Annotated in this window: 22 protein-coding genes; 7 read left to right on the top strand and 15 right to left on the bottom strand. The window is 67.4% G+C overall.

Annotation, left to right across the window (positions count from 1 at the left end; genetic code table 11):
* The first annotated feature begins 209 nt into the window (after positions 1 to 209).
* On the top strand, positions 210 to 1,493 hold the full coding sequence (locus QI450_RS07595; RefSeq protein ID WP_226774360.1) for a cyclopropane-fatty-acyl-phospholipid synthase family protein: 1,284 nt from the start codon (positions 210 to 212) through the stop codon (positions 1,491 to 1,493).
* 13 nt (positions 1,494 to 1,506) lie between these two features.
* On the opposite strand, the gene QI450_RS07600 is transcribed toward QI450_RS07595, so the two are convergent.
* Positions 1,507 to 2,178: an alpha/beta family hydrolase gene (locus QI450_RS07600; RefSeq protein WP_226774346.1), complete on the bottom strand. Its 672-nt coding sequence runs from the start codon at positions 2,176 to 2,178 to the stop codon at positions 1,507 to 1,509.
* Between the two features lie 70 nt (positions 2,179 to 2,248).
* On the opposite strand from QI450_RS07600, the gene QI450_RS07605 reads away from it, so the two are divergent.
* Positions 2,249 to 3,247 (top strand): pirin family protein, encoded by a 999-nt coding sequence (locus tag QI450_RS07605; RefSeq protein WP_226774347.1) that lies wholly within the window; start codon positions 2,249 to 2,251, stop codon positions 3,245 to 3,247.
* 121 nt (positions 3,248 to 3,368) lie between these two features.
* On the opposite strand, the gene QI450_RS07610 is transcribed toward QI450_RS07605, so the two are convergent.
* Positions 3,369 to 5,627 (bottom strand): EAL domain-containing protein, encoded by a 2,259-nt coding sequence (locus tag QI450_RS07610; RefSeq protein ID WP_226774348.1) that lies wholly within the window; start codon positions 5,625 to 5,627, stop codon positions 3,369 to 3,371.
* A 118-nt stretch (positions 5,628 to 5,745) separates the two neighbouring features.
* Positions 5,746 to 6,048, bottom strand: coding sequence for a DUF4193 domain-containing protein (locus tag QI450_RS07615; RefSeq protein WP_226774361.1), 303 nt, complete (start codon positions 6,046 to 6,048; stop codon positions 5,746 to 5,748).
* Positions 6,049 to 6,279: 231 nt separating this feature from the next.
* On the opposite strand from QI450_RS07615, the gene QI450_RS07620 reads away from it, so the two are divergent.
* Complete coding sequence (locus QI450_RS07620; protein WP_226774349.1) at positions 6,280 to 6,546, top strand: hypothetical protein; 267 nt, start codon at positions 6,280 to 6,282, stop codon at positions 6,544 to 6,546.
* Positions 6,547 to 6,612: 66 nt separating this feature from the next.
* On the opposite strand, the gene QI450_RS07625 is transcribed toward QI450_RS07620, so the two are convergent.
* Entirely contained in the window at positions 6,613 to 7,116 is a 504-nt protein-coding gene (locus tag QI450_RS07625) for an HtaA domain-containing protein (RefSeq protein WP_226774350.1), read from the bottom strand.
* A 375-nt stretch (positions 7,117 to 7,491) separates the two neighbouring features.
* On the opposite strand from QI450_RS07625, the gene QI450_RS07630 reads away from it, so the two are divergent.
* Together QI450_RS07630 and QI450_RS07635 are read left to right on the top strand one after the other, a co-directional pair.
* On the top strand, positions 7,492 to 8,433 hold the full coding sequence (locus QI450_RS07630) for a BTAD domain-containing putative transcriptional regulator (protein ID WP_226774351.1): 942 nt from the start codon (positions 7,492 to 7,494) through the stop codon (positions 8,431 to 8,433).
* Positions 8,434 to 8,631: 198 nt separating this feature from the next.
* Positions 8,632 to 8,910 carry a hypothetical protein gene (locus tag QI450_RS07635; RefSeq protein ID WP_226774352.1) on the top strand — a complete coding sequence of 93 codons (279 nt, stop codon included), beginning with the start codon at positions 8,632 to 8,634 and terminating at the stop codon, positions 8,908 to 8,910.
* 13 nt (positions 8,911 to 8,923) lie between these two features.
* Here the strand turns inward: QI450_RS07635 and QI450_RS07640 are convergent, their stop codons facing one another.
* The 11 genes from QI450_RS07640 to QI450_RS07690 form a co-directional block, all read right to left on the bottom strand.
* Complete coding sequence (locus QI450_RS07640; RefSeq protein ID WP_226774353.1) at positions 8,924 to 9,544, bottom strand: L-threonylcarbamoyladenylate synthase; 621 nt, start codon at positions 9,542 to 9,544, stop codon at positions 8,924 to 8,926.
* A gap of 120 nt (positions 9,545 to 9,664) precedes the next feature.
* Positions 9,665 to 10,351 carry a DUF5134 domain-containing protein gene (locus QI450_RS07645; RefSeq protein WP_226774354.1) on the bottom strand — a complete coding sequence of 229 codons (687 nt, stop codon included), beginning with the start codon at positions 10,349 to 10,351 and terminating at the stop codon, positions 9,665 to 9,667.
* Positions 10,352 to 10,361: 10 nt separating this feature from the next.
* Positions 10,362 to 11,489, bottom strand: a complete 1,128-nt coding sequence (locus QI450_RS07650) for an XdhC family protein (protein ID WP_226774355.1) — start codon at positions 11,487 to 11,489, stop codon at positions 10,362 to 10,364.
* Positions 11,482 to 12,279, bottom strand: a complete 798-nt coding sequence (locus QI450_RS07655; RefSeq protein WP_226774356.1) for an SRPBCC family protein — start codon at positions 12,277 to 12,279, stop codon at positions 11,482 to 11,484. Before QI450_RS07655 ends, QI450_RS07650 begins: the two co-directional genes overlap by 8 nt.
* A complete protein-coding gene (locus tag QI450_RS07660; RefSeq protein WP_282359968.1) occupies positions 12,279 to 13,511 on the bottom strand; it encodes a VWA domain-containing protein in 1,233 nt (410 codons plus the stop codon). Before QI450_RS07660 ends, QI450_RS07655 begins: the two co-directional genes overlap by 1 nt.
* Positions 13,512 to 13,549: 38 nt before the next feature.
* Positions 13,550 to 14,473, bottom strand: coding sequence for a MoxR family ATPase (locus QI450_RS07665; RefSeq protein ID WP_226773167.1), 924 nt, complete (start codon positions 14,471 to 14,473; stop codon positions 13,550 to 13,552).
* The gene (locus QI450_RS07670; RefSeq protein WP_226773166.1) at positions 14,470 to 15,120 is read right to left on the bottom strand and encodes a nucleotidyltransferase family protein; all 651 of its coding nucleotides are present in this window, start codon (positions 15,118 to 15,120) and stop codon (positions 14,470 to 14,472) included. The genes QI450_RS07665 and QI450_RS07670 overlap by 4 nt, the downstream gene beginning before the upstream one ends.
* Positions 15,104 to 16,024 carry an XdhC family protein gene (locus tag QI450_RS07675; RefSeq protein WP_226773165.1) on the bottom strand — a complete coding sequence of 307 codons (921 nt, stop codon included), beginning with the start codon at positions 16,022 to 16,024 and terminating at the stop codon, positions 15,104 to 15,106. The genes QI450_RS07670 and QI450_RS07675 overlap by 17 nt, the downstream gene beginning before the upstream one ends.
* 1 nt (position 16,025) lies before the next feature.
* Positions 16,026 to 18,419 (bottom strand): aerobic carbon-monoxide dehydrogenase large subunit, encoded by a 2,394-nt coding sequence (locus QI450_RS07680; RefSeq protein WP_226773164.1) that lies wholly within the window; start codon positions 18,417 to 18,419, stop codon positions 16,026 to 16,028.
* The gene (locus QI450_RS07685; RefSeq protein ID WP_282468151.1) at positions 18,416 to 18,976 is read right to left on the bottom strand and encodes a (2Fe-2S)-binding protein; all 561 of its coding nucleotides are present in this window, start codon (positions 18,974 to 18,976) and stop codon (positions 18,416 to 18,418) included. Before QI450_RS07685 ends, QI450_RS07680 begins: the two co-directional genes overlap by 4 nt.
* 5 nt (positions 18,977 to 18,981) lie before the next feature.
* A complete protein-coding gene (locus QI450_RS07690) occupies positions 18,982 to 19,860 on the bottom strand; it encodes a xanthine dehydrogenase family protein subunit M (RefSeq protein WP_226773163.1) in 879 nt (292 codons plus the stop codon).
* 120 nt (positions 19,861 to 19,980) lie between these two features.
* Here QI450_RS07690 and QI450_RS07695 point away from each other — a divergent pair, with 120 nt between their 5' ends.
* A complete protein-coding gene (locus tag QI450_RS07695; RefSeq protein ID WP_226773162.1) occupies positions 19,981 to 20,961 on the top strand; it encodes a LysR family transcriptional regulator in 981 nt (326 codons plus the stop codon).
* A gap of 108 nt (positions 20,962 to 21,069) precedes the next feature.
* Complete coding sequence (locus QI450_RS07700) at positions 21,070 to 21,387, top strand: DUF6457 domain-containing protein (RefSeq protein WP_226773161.1); 318 nt, start codon at positions 21,070 to 21,072, stop codon at positions 21,385 to 21,387.
* Positions 21,388 to 21,471: the final 84 nt, after the last annotated feature.

The raw sequence follows: 21,471 nt of genomic DNA on the forward strand, positions 1-21,471 counted from the left end.
CCGCTTCCGGAGGCGGTCCGGTCCCGCAGGACGCTGGGCTGAGGGGTAGCCGATATCGGGGCAGAACGCCGCGCCGGGAACACACTCGGCCCACCGGAAGGACAAGGCCGCCGCTACCGGGACGGCGTCAGGGCCATCCGGCCCCTGTCCGGCCGTGGCGCGCCGAATTAGATTGGAAGTGGAACGTCGTGCTGGAAGGGACCAAGATGATGGCGAAGCGAACCGGGGTGGCAGCGCGGCTGGCCGAAGTGCTGGCCATCGTCTTGGGCACGGCCGAGATCCCGTTGCGGCTGAAGGCATGGGACGGCTCGGAGGCGGGTCCGGTCGGCGCCCCGGTCGTCGAGTTCCGCACGCGGCGGGCCCTGCGACGAATGTTGTGGTCCCCGGGCCAGCTCGGACTCAGCCGCGCGTATATTTCCGGTGACATCGACGCGCCGGGTAACGTCTTCGCCAGCTTCGGCGCCCTCAGCTCCGCCGGTAAGTTTGCGGAGCCCGGACCTTTCCGCCCGCTGACGGTCCGGGAGTTTGGGACGATTCTCAAAAACGCCGCCCTGCTTGGCGCCCTGGGGCCGAACCCGGCGCCGCCCCCGGAAGAGGCAAAGACCGTGCGCGCCGGCCGGCGGCACACCCGCAAGCGTGACGCTGCGGCGATCTCCCATCACTACGACGTCGGCAATGACTTTTACGCTCTGGTTCTGGGCCCGTCGTTGGTATATTCCTGCGCGGTGTGGCAGGACGGGAACACCGGGCTGGAAGCGGCGCAGGACGCCAAGCTGGGACTGGTCTGCCGGAAGCTGGGACTGCGCCCGGGTATGCGCGTGTTGGATGTCGGTTGCGGTTGGGGGAGCTTTGCCCTGCACGCGGCCGAGAACTACGGGGTCGAGGTCGTAGGCGTCACGCTCTCGCGTGAACAGGCGGCCATGGCAGCCAAGCGGGTGGCAGACGCCGGTTTGACGGACCGGGTGGCCATCCGGGTCCAGGACTATCGCGACGTAGACGACGGGCCCTTTGACGCGATCAGCTCCATCGGTATGTCTGAGCACGTGGGCCGCGAGCAGATGGCCGGCTATGTTGCCAAGCTGCACGGGCTGCTCCGGCCGGGCGGCCGGCTGCTCAACCACGCCATCTCCTGGAACGCCGGCCCCACCGCGCCGGATCCGGACTCGTTCATCCCACGCTACGTGTTCCCGGACGGTGAGATGCTCGGCCTCGCGGAGATGGTTGGAGCCCTCGAGTCCGGCGGACTCGAGGTCCTCGACGTCGAAGCCCTGCGCCGGCACTATGCGCTGACACTCCGGGCCTGGGTGCAGAACCTCGAGGATCACTGGGGTCAGGCCACGCAACTCGCAGGCGAAGGCCGGTCCCGGGTGTGGCGGCTCTACATGGCCGCCAGCGCACTGGGCTTCGAAGCCGGAATCACCGGCGTTAACCAGGTACTGGTGCAGCGGCCCGGCGGCGCCGAGCCGCCGCTTCGCCGGACCGCGTGGCTCTGAGCCTTCGCACGCCTCAGTTGGCCTGGTGGGCTGCGATGAAGTCCGCGGTGGGTCCGGCCAGTGCTGCCCCGACCTCGTCCGGGCCGCGTTTGGTTCCCGCGACATCGAAACTGTGGCCGCCGCCATCGCGCCACTGAAGCACCGCCGACGGGCCAATCCCGGCCACCACCGCCGCCAACAGCTCGGGCGTGGCAAACGGGTCACGGGTGCCCTGCAGGAAGAGCATCGGAAGGCCCAGCCCGTAGAGGTGTTCATCCCGGAGTTTTTCCGGCTTTCCCGGCGGATGGAGCGGGTAACCAAGGTAGACGAGTCCTGCTGCGGGCATTCCGTCGGCAACCGCCATGGAGGCCATCCGTCCGCCGAAGGACTTGCCCGCTGCCCAGAGCGGCTCGCCCGCGGAGCGGGAAGCCGCCTCGGTCATGGCCGCGCGCCAGGCCGCCATGGCCGCCGGCGGCCGGTCGGGGAACGCCCGGCCAGCCTCCCGGGAGGGGAAGTTAAAACGAAGTGTGGCTATGGACAGCTGGTTCAGGGCGCGGGCAAAGCCGGTGAGGAACGGATGCTCCATGCCGGCCCCGGCCCCGTGGGCGATAACCAGTGTGGCACTCGGATTCTCGGGGCGGGCATAAAGGCCCGAAACGGAGGATCCTCCCACAGGGATGGCGACGGGGAACTCGGTGACGGTCATAACTCCATCATGACGGCTGCAACGCCGCGGACTACTTCGGCAGGCGCGGCTCGGTCGCTACGCTGTTGTTATGAGCAATACCGAGGTGGCGCCGGAGGAGATTATTTGTGCTGAGGACGTCGGCTGCGCCGGGGTGGAGATTCTCGTTCCGCGCCGGGTCCCGCTGGGCGGTCCGCGGGCCATGGACGTACGAAGGACACTGCCGCAACGGCGCAGGAGCCTCATCGGCGCGTGGTGCTTTCTGGACCACTACGGCCCGGACCGGGTTGGCGGGTCCGGGGGCATGCGCGTGCCGCGCCATCCGCATACCGGGTTGCAGACGGTCAGCTGGCTGTTCACCGGTGAGATTGAGCACCGCGACTCGGCCGGATTCCACGCGGCCGTGCGTCCCGGCGAGGTTAACCTTATGACTGCAGGTCGCGGTATCAGCCATTCCGAGTTCTCCACTCCCGCAACGGATGTCCTGCACGGCGCGCAGCTGTGGGTGGCGCTGCCGGACAGGGAACGCGGGATGGAGCCGACTTTTGAGCACTACCGCCCCGAACCACTGACCGGACCCGGCTGGATGATGCGGGTCTTTCTGGGATCCATCGCGGGAACAACATCGCCGGTCACCACCCACACCCCGCTGCTCGGCGCCGAGATCGTGCTGGACGCCGGAACCAGTCTCAGCCTGGACACCGATCCAACCTTCGAATATGGCCTGTTGGTGGACGCTGGAACCCTCATCCTGGACGGGCGCCCGGTCCTGCAGGACCACCTCGCCTTCGTGCCGGTCGGACGGACGTCCCTGACGCTGGTGGCCGGAGACGAACCGCTGCGTCTGCTCCTGATCGGCGGTGAACCGTTGGGCGAGCAGATCGTGATGTGGTGGAACTTCGTGGGCCGCAACCATGAAGAAATCGTCGAGTACCGCTCGCAGTGGCAGACGGAGATCGGCGCCGGGGATCCAGCTGCTGCCACGGGGACGGACCCGGCCGCACCACGGTTCGGCACGTTCCCCAACGGGGAACCGGCACCGCTGCCGGCCCCTGCGCTCCCGAACGCCAGACTCCGCCCCCGGGACTAAGCCTCGTCGGTGCACAGCACAGCACAGCCCGGCCCCCGCCACAGCAGTGCGTAGCCGCGGCCTGCCGTGCACTGAACCGGGACTGGACGGCCGGTTCAAAACCAGGCTGCGGGCTGCGTCCTCACAAGCCTGGCGCTGGCGAACCGCCAGCCGGCTGGAGCCGCGCTTCGGCGGCGAGAAGGGACTCGATCATTGATGCGGGCACCGGCGGGGAGAGGAAGTAGCCCTGCCCCATCCGGCAGCCCAGGCGGCGGAGCAGGGCCAGTTGCGCGTCGTCCTGGATGCCTTCGGCGATCGCGTCAAGGTTAAGTTTGTGGGCCAGTCCCAGGATGCCTTCGAGCAGGGCCGCGGATGCTGTGTCGGAAGCGCTGGCGGAGAGGAATGAGCGGTCGATCTTGAGGATGTCCGCAGGCAGCTCGGCGAGAGTGCTCAGCGAGGAGTAGCCGGTGCCGAAGTCGTCGATGGCGATCCGGACCCCGAAGGTCTTTAGCCGGTGGAGCGCCTGGACACCGCCGTCGATGCTGCTGGCCAGAGCCGTTTCGGTGACCTCCAGCACAATTTTGTCTGCTTCCGCAGCGGGATCCTCGAGAACACTCTCTATCCTGCCGAGGTTCCGCGGACTGGACAATTGCAGGGAGGAGAGGTTGATCGACACCCAAAGGTCTTCGCAGTGACTGATCGAGGCCCGCCAGCGGGCGCCCTGCCGGCTCGCCGTGCTGAGCACCCAACCGCCGATCGCCTCGATATCACCGGTTTCTTCGGCAAGGGCGATGAACTGGTCCGGCTCCAGCAACCCCAGTGTGGGATGGTTCCAGCGCACCAGTGCCTCCACGCCGAGGATTCTCCCGGTGTCCAGGTCAGCGACCGGCTGATAGGCGAGTTGCAACTGCCGCTCGGGCACTGCCGCGGCCAGCGCGGCACGCAGTGCCGCACTGTGCGTCATCCTGTTATAGCCCTCGGCATCGAAGCTCTGGAACCGCCCCTTGCCTCCTTGTTTTGCCATGTACATCGCGAAGTCGGCCTGCCGCAGCAGATCCGCGGGCTCCCCGGTTTCGGGCCGGTGAAGGGTGGCCCCCATGCTGACTGAAACCTTCAACCGGACGTCTCCGACGGCGAATGGCGACCCGAGAACGTTGTGAATCCGCTCCGCGATCGCGGCCGTGGCGGACCCGTCGGCGTCGTCCGCTACGACGATCGCGAATTCATCGCCGCCGAGCCTGGCGGCGAGGTCGCCGGAGCGCACGCAGGCCCGCAGCCGGCCGGCCAGTTGGATAAGCAGCGCGTCGCCACCCTCGTGGCCCAGCGTGTCATTGACATCTTTGAAGTCGTCAACATCGACGATCAGAAGTCCTTCGTGCCGGGGCTTGCCTTCGGAAGCGGGCTCGAAGGAGACCGCGAGACGCTCAGTCAGCGCCGCCCGGTTGGCCAGCCCGGTGAGCGGATCGTGGGTGGCCCGGTGCGTCAGGGCCAGATGGCTGTTGTGGACAGCAGCGGCCATGGAGTTGAAGGCTTCTGCCAGTTCACCCAGTTCGTCGCGCCGGACGACGTCGATGCGGTGGCTGTAGTCCCCGGCCTGCAGTTTAAGGACACCGACGTGCATGCCCTCGACGGGCCGGATCAGGAACTTGACCAATCTGCCGCGGAAGTAGATGACGGCAGCCGCGGCCAAGGCGAAAAGGGCGCTGCGCGCTGCGATCACTGTCTGCTCCAGCTCAGCACTGTAGGCCAGACCGGAGTCCATCGCTTCAAGGGCCGACTGCTGGATCTCATCCAGCAGGACGCGGACCCCGGAGCCGGACATGGCAAGGGCCGGTGCGCCGGTCAGGCGGCTTGCCGTGACGCCCTGTACCTGGTTGCCCCACAGCCCAAGTGCTGCGAGACCGTCCTGCCACTGCGCTTGGGCTGTGGCGGCGGTCCCGCGCATGTCCCTCTCTGCCGGCAGGACCTGGATCGCCTCGTCGAAGCGGCGGGACACGTCCAGTTGCTGGCGCAGGAATTCCGTGCGGTCAACCGGAGCATTGGACAGCAGCCGCTGCGCGGCCTGTTCGTGGGTATCAACTGCAGTGCGCAACTGCGCGACTGTCTCTAACGCGCTGTGGAGTCCGGCGGAAGCGTTTTGAACCTGGTCACCGACGGCCCGAACTCCGGCAACCGTAGCGACGGCCCCCAGGAGGAGCGCCACCAGCATTACTGCGAACGCCCTGGACCATTCAGTCTTGAGGCTCCAGGTGCGCCCGGGGCGTCGGGTCGCGGTGCCTGCGGGAACAGCTTCGGTACCGGCATTGCCGGTGCCGAAGCTGTTGAGGACAACGTCCCCGTCCGGGGCAGCCCCGGCCGCCACCGCAGGCCTGTCTTCCGGCGTCGTGGTCCAGTTCCGCATGATTCCGCCTCCGGCTCCGCACCGGCACGCGCCGAATCGTCAAGGAAAAGCGTATCGGAACGGGCCGCGCAAGCCATGACCTGCGTCGCTATCGGGAAAATGTGACGCGGACAGTCCGTCAGTTCATGCAGTCAGCGCAGTACGAGTGGCCGGATTTCTCGCGGGCCAGCTGCGAGCGGTGCCGGACCAGGAAGCACGAATAGCACATGAACTCGTCGTCTTTCTGCGGAATGACGGTGACCGTCAGTTCCTCGCCGGACAAGTCAGCGCCCGGCAATTCCACACCTTCGGAGGTGTCCGCCTCGTCGAGTTCGCGGGTTACGCTGCGCGCGTCCGGTGCGTTCGCGGAGCGAAGAGCCTCCAGCGAAGCGTTGCGGGTCTCCGCAACGTCGGATCGGACTTCGTCATAATCGGTTGCCACCTGGTTGATTCTCGATTCCATAGTTCTGAGTTTCCCGGGATTGAACGGTACAGCATCCACGTGCGCAATAGCTGCGGGCGGGCGCCCCCGGGGCAGTGACCCTCACGACACCTCCGGCTGGCCGTCACCTACATCCCGGGTGTGTAAGGATCTTCGCCCGGATGTCATCTGCCGTTTACGCCGGGGTCTTAGCCTGATTACTTAGGCACCAGCCGCCGCAGAGGAGACGTTATGGCAGATATAACCGCAGTTCTAGGAAGGCTTACGCCCGAGGAAGTTCAAGGCCTCCGGGCCTGCGGGCCGGCCGGTCACCTGCCCAGGGATCTCACGGATGCGCTTGACCGGGCAGCAGGCGGTCCTGGCTCCGGGCGGGGCTACTACGTTCCCAGCGGCAGTGTCAGCGACACGGGCAGGCCCCACCTGGTGCTGCGCAGCGACGTCTCCGATTGGCTGTTTGGAAAACCTTCCCTGCTGCCGCAGGGCACCAAAGAGAACTAGGCAACACAGCGTGCGTGCCAGCACCCTGGATCAGGGGTGTCCGTGGCTGCAGCCCGCAGGGTTCTCCTACTGGGTGACCCGGATGAAGAGCGGATCCATCGGCTGGCCGGCAGCGTACTGTCCGTCGAAGAGTTCGGATCCTTCCGGAGATATGACGACGTCGATGTGATCCCACACCAGGGACCCGTCGGACTGGTTTGGTCTTGCAGGGCTGAGGAAACCAATAGTGGCGCGGTCCTGGCCGCCGCCGTCGCCGGTGCTGATGGAGAGCACTCCGCTGCCGCCCGTGAAGGTGATCCAAGGGTCCAGCAACCTGACCAAGAGCATTCCATGGTGGCCGGCGAGCCGGACGTCTCCGCGGAAGCGCAGCACTCCAGTTCCGCGCGCAACGTCGTAGTCGCAGGAACCGGGGCCGAAGCAGAAAAGCGAGTCATCGGCCTTGGCAGCCCCGCTGGTTGCTGAAACGGACCCATCAGCCAGGCTGGCGATGTAATCGATGAAGCTGCGCTTGACGCCCCAGCTGAGGCCCAGCGGGGGCAGTCGATCGGCTGGATCGGACGCTCGGTTCACGAAGGTTCTCCTGTAGGTGAAAGGCTGGTCTCCTCTGAGCCTATCGGCGGATTGCCCGGCAGCTGAACTGTGGCGCCGGGTTGCCCGGCTCCGGCGCTGTGTTGTGCCGCCGCAGCCCCACCGGTCCGGCGCTGCGGTACCTGCCCTACGTTGCGGGTACTCAGAATTCGCCCGCCTAATACTTGGGGCCACAAGGACGTATACCCGACTTTCCACGGAACAAAGGATCGGGTAGTTGCACTTCTTGTTGCACCCGGATCCGCGTGCAACGGTTTACCTAGAAGGCCGGATGGAATTGAGTCTCAGGGGCGGATCCGAATAGCTCCTTTCGGCGCTTCCAGGCGCGATTAGTTGATAGTTGGGGAGGGGATCAACGTGGAGAATCCGAGCGAACCCACGGTGGCAATTTCGGTCCGGCTGTTCGGATCGTTCGAGGTCCGGCGAAACGGCACCGTCCTCAAAGCAGCGGACCTGGGAGGCTGCAAGCCGCGCCACATCCTGGAGATTCTCCTGCTGAACCTTGGCACACCGGTGTCAAAGGCCCGGCTTGTGGAGATCCTGTGGGGACCCCGGGCCAGCGGCGGCGCCGTCGCCACACTGGAGAGCTATGTCAGCAGCCTCCGGCGCGCGATCCAGCCAGGCAACACCAAGTCGGGCCCGCTTCGTACCGCAAACTCTGGCTACCTGCTGGACCCGCAGCTGGTGACACTGGACTTGTTTGAGTTCCGCGAACTGCTACGCACGGCCCGGAACTCTCCGCCGGCCCAGGCGCATGCACTCTCGATGCGGGCCCTGGAACTGGCGAGGGAACCGCTGCTGGGCTTTGAACTCGCGGCCGACTGGGCGGAGGAGGCCCGGACCCGCCACGAAGCCGACAAATTGGGGGCCCAGATTCTCGCGGCTGAAACGGCTGCGTTCCTCGCTCGGCCCCAGCTCGCCATTTCACTGGCGCAGGCCGTAATCCGGTCCGAGCCGCTCAACGAACGTGCATGGACGGTCCTTGTCGCCGGATACGAGCAGGCGGGCCTGCCGGTTGAGGGCCTCTCAGCGTATGAGCGCTGCCGCCGGCTGTTCGACCGTGACCTGGGCTGCGCTCCGGGGCCAGCCTTGCAGACTGCCCACCTGAGGCTGCTGAGGCAACAAGCCGAGGGAAACGCGGAGCTCTCGGAAGTCCTGGCAGCGGTGCTCTATCTGGGGGAGCGGCTGCATGGCTCCAAATCGGTGCAGCCTGCCGCGGCGGACTCCCGGCGCCTGCAGGAGAACGCCGGCCGGGTGCTCGGCTCTTTTATGCAACAGGCGCTGGCCATGGCGGTCTGAAGTCCGCTGCGGTGCCGCCGCTTCGGGAACGCACGTGAATGAAAAGCCGCGTCGCATGCCACCGATGAGCAGGAACGGGCGTTAGCTTCATCACGCGACGGGCATTCACCGAAAATCCGGGGGCTGCGGGCCCCATACTGGAAAAGGCCCAGCGGACCTCTTTCCTTTCCGCCCGCACGAGGACAGTTTATGAAAACGATGAGTATTGCAAAAAACGCCGTCACCAGCGAGTACTTCCCCGCGGCAGCAGTGCTCGCCGGCGTGGCGGTGTTCTGGATCCTAGGACTCTGCGGGGGCCTGTCGCTGTTGAGCGACCACCAGACGCCGTTGACCACGCTTAGCTGGCTTTTGTTCGTTTATGTCGCAGCCGTCCTCACGCCGCTCGCGGGACTTCTCGCGGCTCTGGACTTGTCACGCCGCTGGCTGCGCCACCGGGCGTCGGGCGTCGCGGGGAACGCCGAAACGGCGTCAGCTTAGCCCCCGGGCCGCGCTACTCGAAGCGTGCGGGGTCACCCATGCCGCGCCGGACGATTTCGGCAGTGCCGCTGGAATAGTCGATGACTGTGGTCGGCTCCGCGCCGCAATCGCCGGAGTCGATGACGGCGTCGACCACGTGCTCAAGCCGTTCCTTGATTTCCCAGCCCTGGGTCAGCGGCTCTTCCTCGTCCGGCAGCAACAGCGTGCTGGAGAGCAACGGCTCGCCAAGTTCGGCGAGCAAAGCCTGGACAACCCGGTTGTCCGGGATACGCACCCCCACCGTCTTCTTTTTCGGGTGCAGCAGGCGCTTGGGAACCTCTTTGGTGGCGGGCAGGATAAAGGTGTAGCTTCCCGGCGTGACGGCCTTGATGCTCCGGAACACGTCGTTGTCGATCTGCACGAATTGGCCCAACTGGGCAAAGTCCTTGCAGACCAGCGTGAAGTGGTGTTTGTCATTGAGGTGGCGGATAGTCCTGATCCGGTCCAGCGCTTCCTTGTTGCCCAGCTGAGCACCGAGCGCGTAGCAGGAATCGGTGGGGTACGCGATCAGCCCGCCGGACCGGATCATTTCCACCGCCTGGCTGATGGAGCGCGCCTGGGGGTTTTCTGGGTGAACATCGAAGTATCTCGCCATGGCACGAGCTTACCGCCGCCGGTGGCTGGACCGCCTGCCGCAGGGCCCGTGAGTCATCTTCCGGTCCGCTGGCGGCAGGGTCGGATCGATCCCACGCGGGTGAATGCCAGCTCCGGGCTCTTATACAGCGAAAGCCGCGAACATAACTGCCATCGAAACCGCGGACACAAGTTCCAGGAACGGCGCGCCGCTGCCCGTCCGGTTGCGGCGTCGGGCGCGCCGGAGCAGGAGCACGCCCCACACGGCGCCGGCCGCCCCGAAGGCTACCGCCAGGACGGGAGCGGACAGGCTTGTCCATTCCGGCAGCGCGGCCGGAAAGGACCCTGCCAGCGACGGCCGCGCACTGGGGCCACCGTGGTGCGCCGCCAGGTCCGCAAGGCCGGCGGCCGTCGGAGCGGCCGGTGTCCGGTGGGTGCCGCGTAAGTCCATGACCGCCAGCATGTAGGCCATGGCAGCCATGGTTAGGGCGTTGTACAGCAACCTGCCACGGCTGGCTTCGCCCTCGCGGCGGCCGTGCCATGGTCCGGCGGCGGTGACGTTCAGTACGGCGAGTACCATGGGGCGCCGGGAGACGGCGCGGAGCACGAACCACCAGGCGGCAAGGCCAAAGACCATAATCTGGGGGAGCGCGGGCCACCGGTCCCCGGAAGCAAGCATGGCCGCCATGGCCGCCAGCATCGCGGCATGGAGGCAATATTCAACCCTAGTGGCCGGTGGCGACTTGCGGCTGGCCTGAAAAACCGCGAACAGCGACGCTGCCAGCAGCAGTGCCGTCAGCCCCCAGCGCGCGACGTCGTTAGCGATCAACGGAGCCCGGTCAATGCTGCTCTTCGTGGTGAATGCGTTCCTCGAGTTGCCGAAGTGCTGCCCCGCTGCCGCCCCACTGCTTGGCAATGAACTCGGCAGCGATGGACACCGCTGTCTCCTCGGGAGTCCGCGCGCCAAGGTCGAGTCCCACGGGGCTGTGCAGCCGCGCCAGCGCTTCCTCGTCCACTCCCGCCTCACGCAGCCTCGCGACCCGATGGTCATGGGTCCGGCGCGAACCCATGGCACCAATAAAAGCCACGGGCCGGCCGCGCAGGGCAACGTCCAACAGTGGAATATCGAACTTCGGATCGTGGGTCAGAACGCACATCACGGTGCGCTCATCCACCAGGTCCTGTTCCAGCTGCTCGGCGAGGTAGCGGTGCGGCCAGGCGTTGATGACCTCTGCGGCGTCGGGAAAGCGGGCGGGCGTAACGAAAATGGCCCTCGCATCGCACACCGTGACGCGGTAGCCGAGAAAGGTCCCCAACCGGGCCAGCGCAGAAGCGAAATCGATCGCGCCGAAAATGAGCATTCGCGGCGGCGGCGCGTAGCTCGCGAAGAAGACCCGCATCCCGGTGTCCAGCCGCTCGCCATCGGGGCCGTAGCTCAGGATGCCGGAGCGTCCCGCGGCGAGCAGGCCCTGGGTGTCATCGCCCACGGCATGATTTGCCCGCCCGGACCCGAGGTCGCCTTCGAAACCGTCGGACCGCACAATCAGGTGCCGGCCCAGCCAGCTGCTGTCCGGGTGTTCGATCACTGTCGCGACCCCGACGCGCCGTCCGTCGTCGATGTCCTGCCTGACGGCGTCGAGTTCGGCGAAGCGTTGCCGGGAAACCGGCTCCACGAAGATGTCGATAATCCCGCCGCAGCTCAGACCGACGGCGAACGCGTCGTCGTCACTGATCCCGTAGCGCACCAGGACGGGAGTGCCGTCCTGCCTGACCTGCGTGGCCAGCTCGTACACAGCACCTTCGACGCAGCCGCCGGAGACCGAGCCGGCTGCCGTCCCCTCAGCCGTGACAAGCATGGACGCCCCAGGGAGGCGGGGGGCTGACTCGAACGTGCCCACCACCGTGGCGAGGCCGGCGGTGTCACCCCTCCGCCAGCCCGTCATCATGGCCGCCAGGACATCACGCACGGTCGGACTTCAGCCTGCCAATCGCCCGGATCAGGCGGAACGCCGAGAGCCGCCCGGCCACGTAGGAGATGCACGCCACCACGGCTACAAGTGCCAGCACCTTGACAGGGCTGGAGAGCTGATCCGTTGCAATGCCCTTGGCGAGGCTGAGTGCGTCCAAACTGCCGGCGGTGGCAGATGCCGGGGCGGTTGTCGGGGCAGGCGCGCCCGCTGCTGGCACGGCGCCCGGCCGCAGTCCCGGAAGTTCCGACGACGGCGCCGGGGCCACCGCTGCGGCCCCGGCTTCCGGGGCGGCCACCGGTCCGGGGACCCCGTCTGCCGGAACGGTGCCGGGCGCGGCGGGCGCGGCGATCATGGCCTGCAGATTGCTGGCGAAGAGGGTCATCATCTGTTCGGTGACGCTGCCGATCACACCCTTGCCCATCGCGGCGGCCTTGCCGGAAAGCGATAGCTCGGCCTTGACTGTCCCTCGGGTTGTGCCGCCTGCCTCTTCCGTCAGAAGCAGCGTCACTGTGGCTTCGGCGGTGCCCTGGCCGCGGGTTTCCTGGGCTTTTCCGCCGAGTACGGCACGGTGTTCGCCGGCATTGCGCTCGATCACGTTGAGCAGGCCTTTGTACTGCATGTTAACCGGGCCCAGTTTCACGCCCATGCCCACCTGGTAGGCGTCGTCGGAGAGTTTGTTCAGGATTTTGGCGCCTGGGACGCAGCCAGCCACACGTTCAAAGTCCATAATGGTGTCCCAGACGGTGCCGATCGGTGCTACGACCGCAAAGGTGCTGTCTATTTGCATCAGTTCCCTCTTCCCTTGAGTGATGGCTGGCTGTCGCCGCGGATTGCGGCCGCCACCGCAGCCAAAGCCGTGTAGCTGTGTCCGCTGACGAAGGCGTCACAGTATGGCAGCGCGGCCGCCATGCCGCCCGCCAGCGGCTGGTATTCCGGGGCTGCCTTGCGCGGATTGACCCAGATAATCCGTTGGGCCAGGCGCCGCAGCCGTGCCATCTGCGCCGCGACGTTGTCGGGGTCCTCCTGCGCCCAGCCGTCCGAGAAAATGACCACCACCGCGCCCCGTGCCAGCCCGCGGCGGCCGTGGTCATCAACGAAGTGCCTGATGCTGTCGGCAATACGGGTGCCGCCGGCCCAGTCCGGGGCGGCCTCCGCGGCGCGGGCCAGGGCCTCGTCCGGGTCGCGTAGCGCCAGCTGCCGGGTCAGACGCGTCAGCCGGGTGGAAAACCCGAAGGCCTCGGCGCCGGCTGTTGCCACGGCTCCCTGCAGCAGTGAGATGAAGATCCGCGCGTACGGTTCCATCGAACCGGAGACGTCGCACAGCATCACGAGCTTCCGGCGCTGCTCACGGCGCCGTGCATACAACAGCCCCGTCGTGTCGGTGCCGGAGCGCCGCGACGCGCGGACCGTGGCGCGGACGTCCAGCCGGGCGCTGCTGTGGGTGGACTTGCGGGTGCGGCGGCTCAATCTCGTGGGGGTGGCGAGCAGCAACCCGGACGCCAGCCGCCGGATTTCCAGGACTTCCGCGTCGGTCAGCTGAGCGAAAGCCATCGCGTGCAACTGCTCATCGGTGGAGGCCATGGCGAGGACTGCTTCCCGTTCCGGGGCGTGGTTGTCCCCGTCGCTGTCCGGTCCCGCGGCGGCAACCGGCGGCGTCGCCCGCGGGTCGGCCGGCGCGTTGCCCGGGGCACGGTCCTCGGCCGGGGAGGGCCTGGTGCGTGCCTGCTCCGGGGGGCCGGGCGGCGGGGCGGCCGGGGCGGTGGTGCGCGGCGGTGCAGCGGGGTCGAATCCGGCGCGGAATACGGCAGCGAAGACGGCATCGAACGCGGGAAGCTGTCCGTGAGCTGACACCAAGACCACCCGGGATGCCCAATAGAGGGTTTCGACGTCGGCCGGAGGGACCAGGCGGAGAGCCTCGGCCAGCCGGACTGCCCGGTCCGGAGAGCACGATAGCCCGGCCCTGCGCAGGGCGGTGACAAACGCAGCGGACAAGGCGGCCGCCTCCACTGCGGGGGGCACGGGGGCCGTATCCTGGACTGTTCCGGCGGTCAACGCGCTCACCCGCCTGCACCGGCCACAAGCCAGTTGGCCCCCCGGGCGCCAACCAGTTCCAGGTCGTCGCGGTTCTTGACGATCGACCCGAGGGTTCGTTCCGCTGTCGTCGAGTCAATGTGCTCGATGCCAAGCACGGCGAGGGCGGACACCCAGTCGATGGCCTCGGAGATCCCCGGCGGTTTCGCGAGGTCCAGCGTGCGTAGCCTGGTGATCATGGCGGCGGCCTGCAAAGCGAGCGGGCCGCTGCTGGCAGGCACACGGCGGCGGACAATTTCAGCGATCCGCTCCGGACCGGGGTAATCGATCCAGTGGTACAGGCATCGCCGCGTCAGGGCATCGTGCAGGTCCCGTGTCCGGTTGGAAGTCAGAATAACGATCGGGGGATGGGTGGCCCGGATGGTGCCCAGTTCCGGGATCGTGACGGCGGCTTCGGCGAGCAATTCGAAGGTGAAGGCCTCGAATTCGGCGTCGGCGCGGTCGATCTCGTCCAGCAGCAGCACCGCCGGGCGCGGTCCGGGATGTTCGATCGCCTGCAGCAGCGGCCGGCGCAGCAGGTACTCCGGGCCGAAGAGGTCGGTCTCGGTCACGGAGGCATCCCGCACTTCGGCAAGCCGGATGCCGAGGAGCTGCCGCTGGTGGTTCCACTCGTAGAGGGCCTCGCCGGCGTCGATCCCCTCGTAGCACTGCAGCCGGTACAGCGGCGTATCCAGCAGTCCGGCAAGGGTCTTCGCCACCTCGGTCTTGCCGACGCCCGCTTCGCCCTCCAGGAGAAGTGGCTGAGGCAGCCGGACGGCCAGGAACAGCGCGGTGGCCAGTCCGACGTCGGCCAGGTAGTCGCTGCTGTCCAGCGCCGAGACCAGGGACGCAACGTCGGGGATCCGCCGCTGGATATCCTCCTCCGCGCCGGCGCGCGCAGCGGCGTTCACAGCTCGCCCTCCAGCCCGGCCAGGACCCGCCGGTAGTCCTCGTCGGTGTCGACGTCGAGCGGCACGGGTCCCGGAACGCGAAGTTCGACCGCGTCGTCGGACCGCTGCTCCAGCAGCTTCCAGACTGCCTTGTCGCCGTGCAGGGCGGCCAGGTCCGGGAGCATCCGACGGGTAAACGCCAGGGGGTGGCCGACGCCGTCGTCGTAGCGGCAGACGGCGATGCCGGGGGCATTTTTTCCACCATGATCCGTATCAGCGGCCAGGAGCCGCAGCAGGGCGCGGGCGTCGACGGAACGGACACCCGGCTGGTCACCAAGCAGCAGGAGCACGGCGCCCGTTTCCGGGTGGAGAGCAGCGATGCCGGCGGCGATCGAGGAGGAACAGCCCGCCCCGAAGTCCGGGTTGAGCACAATCTCGCAGCCTGTGGTGTCGACCGTGCGCCGGACCTCCCCGGCAGAGCCTCCCAGGACCAGCACGGTCTGCTCAAGGCCGCAGTCCCGGGCGACAGCAAGCACGGCGTCGAGGAGCACCCCCGTCCCGTAGGGAAGCAGCTGCTTGGCCCGGCCCAGGCGCCGCGACGCTCCGGCCGCCAGGATCAGCCCCGCCGTCCGGTGCCGTGCGGGTGGACGTTCAGGGGGTGAGGTCATAGTGCTCCGGATCTTTGCGGAAGGCGGCACGGCAGCCGGGTGAACAGAAGTAGACGGTCACACCGTTGTGCGCAAGGTGGATCGAGGAGTCGGCCGCCGCAACGGACATGCCGCAGACCGGGTCGATCGCGGTGGGCGGAACTTCCGCTGCCGTCGCCGGGTCTGCCGTCGCCGGCTGCCGTGATGTCGACCGCTCCTGGATGAGCTGCGCCAGGATCGAGAGCGCGATTTCGCCGGGAGTGCGGGCCCCCAGCTGCAAGCCGGCCGGGGTGAACACCCGCGAACGCTGCGCCGGGTCGACGTCAAGGGATTCCAGTACCGCTGCGCCCCGGGTCCCACTGGCCACAAGCGCGACATACGGCACCCCGGCACGCAGTGCGGACTCAAGCGCGGCCTCCTCCGCCTTGCCGTGGGAGGCCACAATCAGCGCTGCGTCGTCTCCCCGCGGAGCCGCGGATTCGCCGTCCGTGAGTTCCACTGCCATTCCGACGCCGGAGCCGAGGCTCTCGAGCGCCTGGGCCACGGGCGTTGTACCGACCACCAGAACCCGGGGCGCCGGGATGCGCGGCTGAAGGAAGATCTCGATCGCCCCGCCGCTCAGGCAGGGGTTGGACACCTCAACAGCCCCCTCCTCAGCACTGCGGGACGGCTCGCCGGGGACAACGCGCAGCAGCAGGGGTTCCTGCGAGGCCAGGACCTGCAGGCTGTACTCCCGCACCGAGGACTCGACGCAGCTCCCGCCGACGAAGCCCTGGATCTCGCCGCCGGGCAGGATGAGGGCTGTATCCCCGGCGTGGGCGCTGGTGGGGTGCTGGGCCCGGACCACAGTGGCGTGCACAAACGGCTCACGGCGGGAGGCGAGGTCATTCGCCCGGGCCGCGAGGGAATCTCCAGTCGGTGCCATGTCAGATCGGCGGCCTTGCCCGGCCCTGCATGGCGGCCCAGACCCGGGCCGGTGTGCAGGGCATGTCCATGTGAACCACCCCGTAGGGGGCCAGTGCGTCGACGACGGCATTCACAATCGCCGGCGGTGAGCCGACGGTGGCGGACTCGCCGATGCCTTTCGCCCCAATGGGGTGGTGCGGGGACGGCGTGACCGTGAATCCGGTCTCCCAGTCCGGCACCTCCATCGCGGTGGGGATCAGGTAGTCCATAAACGATCCACCCAGGCAGTTGCCGTCGGCGTCGAACTCGATGATCTCCATCAGGGCCATCCCGACGCCGTCGGTCAGCCCGCCGTGGACCTGGCCCTCGATGATCATCGGGTTGATCCGGGTGCCGCAGTCGTCGACGGCGATGAAGCGACGGACCTTGACGTGCCCGGTGCCCGGATCGATGTCGACCACGCAGATGTAGGCTCCGAACGGGAACGTGAGGTTCGGCGGGTCGTAGGTGACCTCGGCGTCGAGGTTGCCATCAACACCCTCGGGCAGCGTCATGGTGCCATGGGCAGCCATGGCGATTTCCGGGATGGTCTTCCCGGCGCTGGGATCTCCTTTGACGAACCAGCGGCCTTTCTCCCATTCGAGGTCCTCGGGCCGGGTCTCCAGCATGGCTGCGGCGATCAGCTTCGCCTTCTCCCGCACCTTGCGGGCGACGAGGGCGACGGCGCCGCCGCTCACCGGCGTCGAGCGGCTCCCGTAGGTGCCGAGGCCGAACGGCGTCTGGTCGGTGTCGCCGTGGACGACGTCGATGTCTTCCGGCGGGATGCCCAGTTCTTCGGCGACGATCTGCGCGAACGTCGTTTCGTGGCCTTGGCCCTGGCTTTGCACCGAGAGGCGGACCACTGCCTTGCCGGTGGGATGGACCCGCAGTTCGGCACCGTCGGCCATGCCGAGGCCCACAATGTCGAAGTGCTTGCGGGGGCCGGCACCAACGGTCTCGGTGAAGAAGGAGATGCCGATCCCCATCAGTTCGCCCCGGGCGCGCTTCTCCTGCTGCTCGCGGCGCAGTTCGTCGTAGCCGGCGAGCTGCATCGAGAGCCGCATCGCGGGCTCGTAGTTGCCGGAGTCGTACACCCAGCCGGTCTTATTGGCGTAAGGGAACTGTTCGGGCTTGATGAAGTTCTTCAGCCGCAGTTCCGCCGGGTCCATTTCCAGTTTGCGGGCCAGGATGTCCACCATCCGCTCGACGAGGTAAACGGCCTCCGTGACGCGGAACGAGCAGGCGTAGGCGACGCCGCCGGGTGCCTTGTTCGTATAGACGCCAGTGACGGAGCAGTACGCGGCTTTCAAGTCATAGCTTCCGGTGAAGATGGAGAAGAAGCCGGCCGGGTTCTTAGTGGGCTGCGCAGTGGCGTTGAACGCACCGTGGTCGGCCAGGACGTTGGTGCGCACCGCGAGGATCTTGCCTTCCTTGGTGGCCGCAATCTCGCCCTGCATGATGTAGTCGCGGGCGAAGGAGGTGGACATCAGGTTCTCGGAGCGGTCCTCCACCCATTTCACCGGGCGGCCGGTGACGATCGAGCCGACGACGGCGAGGATGTAGCCGGGGTAGATGCCGACCTTGTTGCCAAAGCCGCCGCCGATGTCCGGGGACACCACACGGATCTTGTGCTCGGGGATCCCGGCGACGATCGCGAACAGGGTGCGGTGGGCATGCGGGGCCTGCGTGGTTTCGTACAGGGTCAGCTTGCCGTCGACGGCGTCGAAGTCGGCAATCGCGCCGCACGTCTCCATCGGGGCGGGGTGCACGCGCGGGTAGACGATCTCCTGTGAGACAACGACATCGGCGCTCGCGAAGACGGCTTCGGTTTCGGCTTTGTCGCCCATTTCCCAGTCGAAAATGTGGTTGTCCGTCCGGCCCTCGATCTCGTCGCGGATCACGGGGGCGCCGGCGTCGAGGGCCTTCCGGGCGTCGATGACCGGGGGCAGGACGTCGTATTCGACGTCAATCAGCTCGAGCGCGTCGCGGGCTGCGTAGCGGTCCTCGGCCACGACGAAGGCGACTTCCTGGCCCTGGAAGCGGACCTTGTCAGTTACCAGGACTGCCTGGACATCCGCCGAGAGCGTGGGGGCCCACGCGAGCTTGAGGCCAAGCAGGTCCTTGCCGGTAATGACGGCGAGGACCTTGGGGTGGGCGAGGGCATTGGTGGTGTCGATGGAGACCAGCCGGGCGTGCGCGACGGGGGCGCGCAGGATGGCGCCATGCAGCATGCCGGGCAGGACAATGTCGTCCAGGTAGTTGCCTTTGCCCCGCACAAAGCGCGGGTCCTCCTTGCGCTGGATACGGCCGTAGCCGATCGGGCGGTCCGAGTCACCGGCCGCCGGATTGGACGGCCGTTCGTGGATGACTGTCATGCCTTCACCTCTGCGTCTTCCGTGTGCGCTGCGATGTCCTCAACCACGGTGTCGGTTCCGTCGATGACCTCGTCGACCGTGGCGTCGCTGTCGGCGCCCGCCGGGTGGGAGGCTGCCCACTGCACCGACCGGACGATCGTGGCGTAGCCGGTGCACCGGCAGATCTGGCCCGAAATGGCCTGCCTGATCTCGGTGCTGTCCGGGTGCGGGTTCTTGTCCAGCAGGGCACGGGCGGTCAGCATCATGCCGGGAGTGCAGAAGCCGCACTGCAGCCCGTGTTCCTCCATAAAGCCCTGCTGGACAGGGTCAAGGGTTGCGCCGCTGGCGAGCCCTTCGACGGTGCGGATGTCGTGTCCTGCCGCCATCGCCGCGAGGACCGTGCAGGACTTCACCGGCTGGCCGTCCATCAGGACCACGCAGGTGCCGCAGTTGCTGGTGTCGCATCCCCAATGGGTGCCGGTCAGGCCCAGGACCTCGCGGATGTAGTGGACCAGGAGCACACGGGGCTCAATGTCGTTGGTGACTTCGTTGCCGTTGACGGTCATGCTGATTTGCATCCGCTTCAGCCTTCCTGTGTCTGGGCGGCGCGGGCACAGGCCTGCCGCAGTACCCGCCGGGTGAGTTCGTCGGCGAGGTGCCGTTTGTAGTCAATCGGGCCGCGCTGGTCGGCCACCGGGTCGCAGGCTTCCGCGGCGATCCGTCCGGCCGCCACGAACAGTTCCTCCCGTGGCTGCTGGCCGCGGAGCAGTTCGGTTGCCCCGGCGACAGTGTGGTCGAGGCCGAGGGCGGTGAGCCCGACGGCGGCATCAGTAATAGTGCCATCTGCTGCGAGCGTCACGGACGCGCCGGCGGCGCCGACAGCCCAGTCGCCCACTCGTCGTTCGACCTTTTCGTAGGCGCTGCCCGCGCGGGGGCGGATGGGGAAGCGGAGCTCGCACAGCAGTTCGTCCTGGCCCACCGCCGTCTCATAGGGCCCTCGGTGGAAGTCGGCAATGGCCAGGACGCGCTCGCCGGCGGGTCCCCGGATCACGGCTTCGGCACCCAGCACGTCGCAGACCGTGGACAGGTCCTCGGCCGGATCGGCCTGGCAGAGCGATCCGCCGATGGTTCCTCTGTTGCGCACGACCGGATCGGCGATCACCGCTTCGGCGTCGCGGACGATCGGGAAGAGCGCCGCGATCTCGTCAGATTCCAGCAGGGTCGAGTGGCGCGTCAGGGCGCCGATACGAAGCGTGTCGCCGTCACGAAGGACGAAGTCGAGCTCGTAAAGGTCGTTGATGTCGATCAGCCATTCGGGCCGGGAGAGCCGGAGCTTCATCATCGGCAGGAGGCTGTGCCCCCCGGCGATGACCCGCGACTCCGGCCCGTGGCGGGAGAGGAGCTCCAGGGCGTTGTCCACGGAAGTGGCCCGCACGTAGTCAAAAGGAGCCGGAATCTGCATTGTTCCCACCTCACCCCGGGGCGCTGGCAACGTCGCGCAGCACCGATTTGGGGCAAGTCTTGCCTCACCTGATACGCAGTGTCAATATCGTCATAAGCGAAAGGTTATGACGCTGTGGCCATGACATTAAGCCAGCTCCGCACGTTCGCCCTGGTCGCCCGCCTGGGGTCGCTGCACGCTGCCGCGGAAACCCTCGGAGTCAGTGAACCGGCAGTTTCCGCGGCCCTGGCGGCGCTCCGGCTGGACCTTGGCGACCCGCTCTTTGTGCGTGCCGGAGGGGGCATCGCGCTCACGCCGGGGGGCCGCGCCCTGGCGGACTACGCCCAGGACATAGTCGGCATGGCAGACCAAGCGCGCTGGCAGGTGGCGAACGCCAAGAACGACGCCGGACGGCTGAGGATTGCATCGACCGCTCCCTTTGCCGAACACGCTGCCGGTCGGTTGCTGGATCTCTTCACCCAGCGTGTCCCCGGAGCTGCGGTGGACGTAGTGGTCGAGTCCGCCGACGATCTGGCCTCGCTGCTGCAGGAGCGCGCGTACGACATCGCCCTCGGCGCCCGGCCGAGGTCTCCGGCCGGCACCGTCGGCATCGGAGCGGGAATGGAGTGCGTTGCGTTCCTGCGCTACCAGCGTGTTTTGGTAGCGGCGGCGGTACATCCGCTGGCCCGGCTGCACGGACCGGTTACGGCGGCCCGGTTGCTGGACCGGCCCTGGTTCGCCGGTCCGGCGGGGATCCAAAACAGCTCGGAGGAGGGCCGTTGGCTGGCCACGCTGGGAGTGGCGCCGGAGATCATCCGGCTCAGCAGCGAGACGGAGGCCCTGGCAGCGGTGCGGGCGGGGGAGGGCATCATGCTGGCGCTCGGCAACAATGTCCGAACCGAACTCCAGGGCGGCTCACTCGCCCGGGTACCCGTCGTCGGGACACCGGTCACCGGACTGTGGTGGGCGAGCACCCTGGACCACCGCCGGACCACCACCATGGCGCAGACGCTGCAGCGCTTCGCCGGAACCGCGGATGCGACTGCTGCGATGACGGCCCCCGGCGGTTCGAGGGGCTTGGAACGCCGGGGACCGAAGTTTCACGTCGCACTGTGGAGCTGAAGCTTCCCCGCCGGGTTTGACTGTCTCGCGTTGCGAAACACCGGGGTCGGTGCTAACCCTAGTGGGGGTAGATAATCACCCACCTACCGCTACGACGAGGAGCCATACATGACTTTGACCCGGGACGAAGACAGCTCACTGCGGCATTGGAGTGCCCGCCTGATTCAGGCGCTGCAGATTCTTGACCTGGAAGTAGACCACGAGAAAATCGTTCAAGTCGCAGACGAGTCACTCAAAGCCGTGGGGCCGCACGCCGATGCCGTCAGCGCATTCATCGTCGGATTCGCCGCGGGAACCGCTTCGACCGAGGGCCGCAAGGGGACCGATGAGGCCGTCCACGCCGCCGCCAACAAGGTTCTTGAGCTCTGTGAGCATGGCGAGTCGGGCGGACCCGACGAAGAGGGCTGGGCGAAGCGGGCACAATAGCCGCAGCAGCCGGCAAGCCAACACGGGAGCGGCTGCAAACCCCGTGGGAGCTGCGGGCAAACCCGCGGGACATGCCCACCCCTG

This window comes from Arthrobacter sp. EM1, from assembly GCF_029964055.1.
In the GTDB taxonomy this organism is placed as follows: Bacteria; Actinomycetota; Actinomycetes; order Actinomycetales; family Micrococcaceae; genus Arthrobacter.

What these genes read in the sequence shown, in the direction of transcription:
- QI450_RS07595 (WP_226774360.1), top strand. Translation starts at nt 210, where the DNA reads ATGGCGAAGCGAACCGGGGTGGCAGCGCGGCTGGCCGAAGTGCTGGCC.
- QI450_RS07600 (WP_226774346.1), bottom strand. Translation starts at nt 2,178, where the DNA reads ATGACCGTCACCGAGTTCCCCGTCGCCATCCCTGTGGGAGGATCCTCC.
- QI450_RS07605 (WP_226774347.1), top strand. Translation starts at nt 2,249, where the DNA reads ATGAGCAATACCGAGGTGGCGCCGGAGGAGATTATTTGTGCTGAGGAC.
- QI450_RS07610 (WP_226774348.1), bottom strand. Translation starts at nt 5,627, where the DNA reads ATGCGGAACTGGACCACGACGCCGGAAGACAGGCCTGCGGTGGCGGCC.
- QI450_RS07620 (WP_226774349.1), top strand. Translation starts at nt 6,280, where the DNA reads ATGGCAGATATAACCGCAGTTCTAGGAAGGCTTACGCCCGAGGAAGTT.
- QI450_RS07635 (WP_226774352.1), top strand. Translation starts at nt 8,632, where the DNA reads ATGAGTATTGCAAAAAACGCCGTCACCAGCGAGTACTTCCCCGCGGCA.
- QI450_RS07640 (WP_226774353.1), bottom strand. Translation starts at nt 9,544, where the DNA reads ATGGCGAGATACTTCGATGTTCACCCAGAAAACCCCCAGGCGCGCTCC.
- QI450_RS07655 (WP_226774356.1), bottom strand. Translation starts at nt 12,279, where the DNA reads ATGCAAATAGACAGCACCTTTGCGGTCGTAGCACCGATCGGCACCGTC.
- QI450_RS07670 (WP_226773166.1), bottom strand. Translation starts at nt 15,120, where the DNA reads ATGACCTCACCCCCTGAACGTCCACCCGCACGGCACCGGACGGCGGGG.
- QI450_RS07675 (WP_226773165.1), bottom strand. Translation starts at nt 16,024, where the DNA reads ATGGCACCGACTGGAGATTCCCTCGCGGCCCGGGCGAATGACCTCGCC.
- QI450_RS07680 (WP_226773164.1), bottom strand. Translation starts at nt 18,419, where the DNA reads ATGACAGTCATCCACGAACGGCCGTCCAATCCGGCGGCCGGTGACTCG.
- QI450_RS07685 (WP_282468151.1), bottom strand. Translation starts at nt 18,976, where the DNA reads ATGCAAATCAGCATGACCGTCAACGGCAACGAAGTCACCAACGACATT.
- QI450_RS07690 (WP_226773163.1), bottom strand. Translation starts at nt 19,860, where the DNA reads ATGCAGATTCCGGCTCCTTTTGACTACGTGCGGGCCACTTCCGTGGAC.
- QI450_RS07695 (WP_226773162.1), top strand. Translation starts at nt 19,981, where the DNA reads ATGACATTAAGCCAGCTCCGCACGTTCGCCCTGGTCGCCCGCCTGGGG.
- QI450_RS07700 (WP_226773161.1), top strand. Translation starts at nt 21,070, where the DNA reads ATGACTTTGACCCGGGACGAAGACAGCTCACTGCGGCATTGGAGTGCC.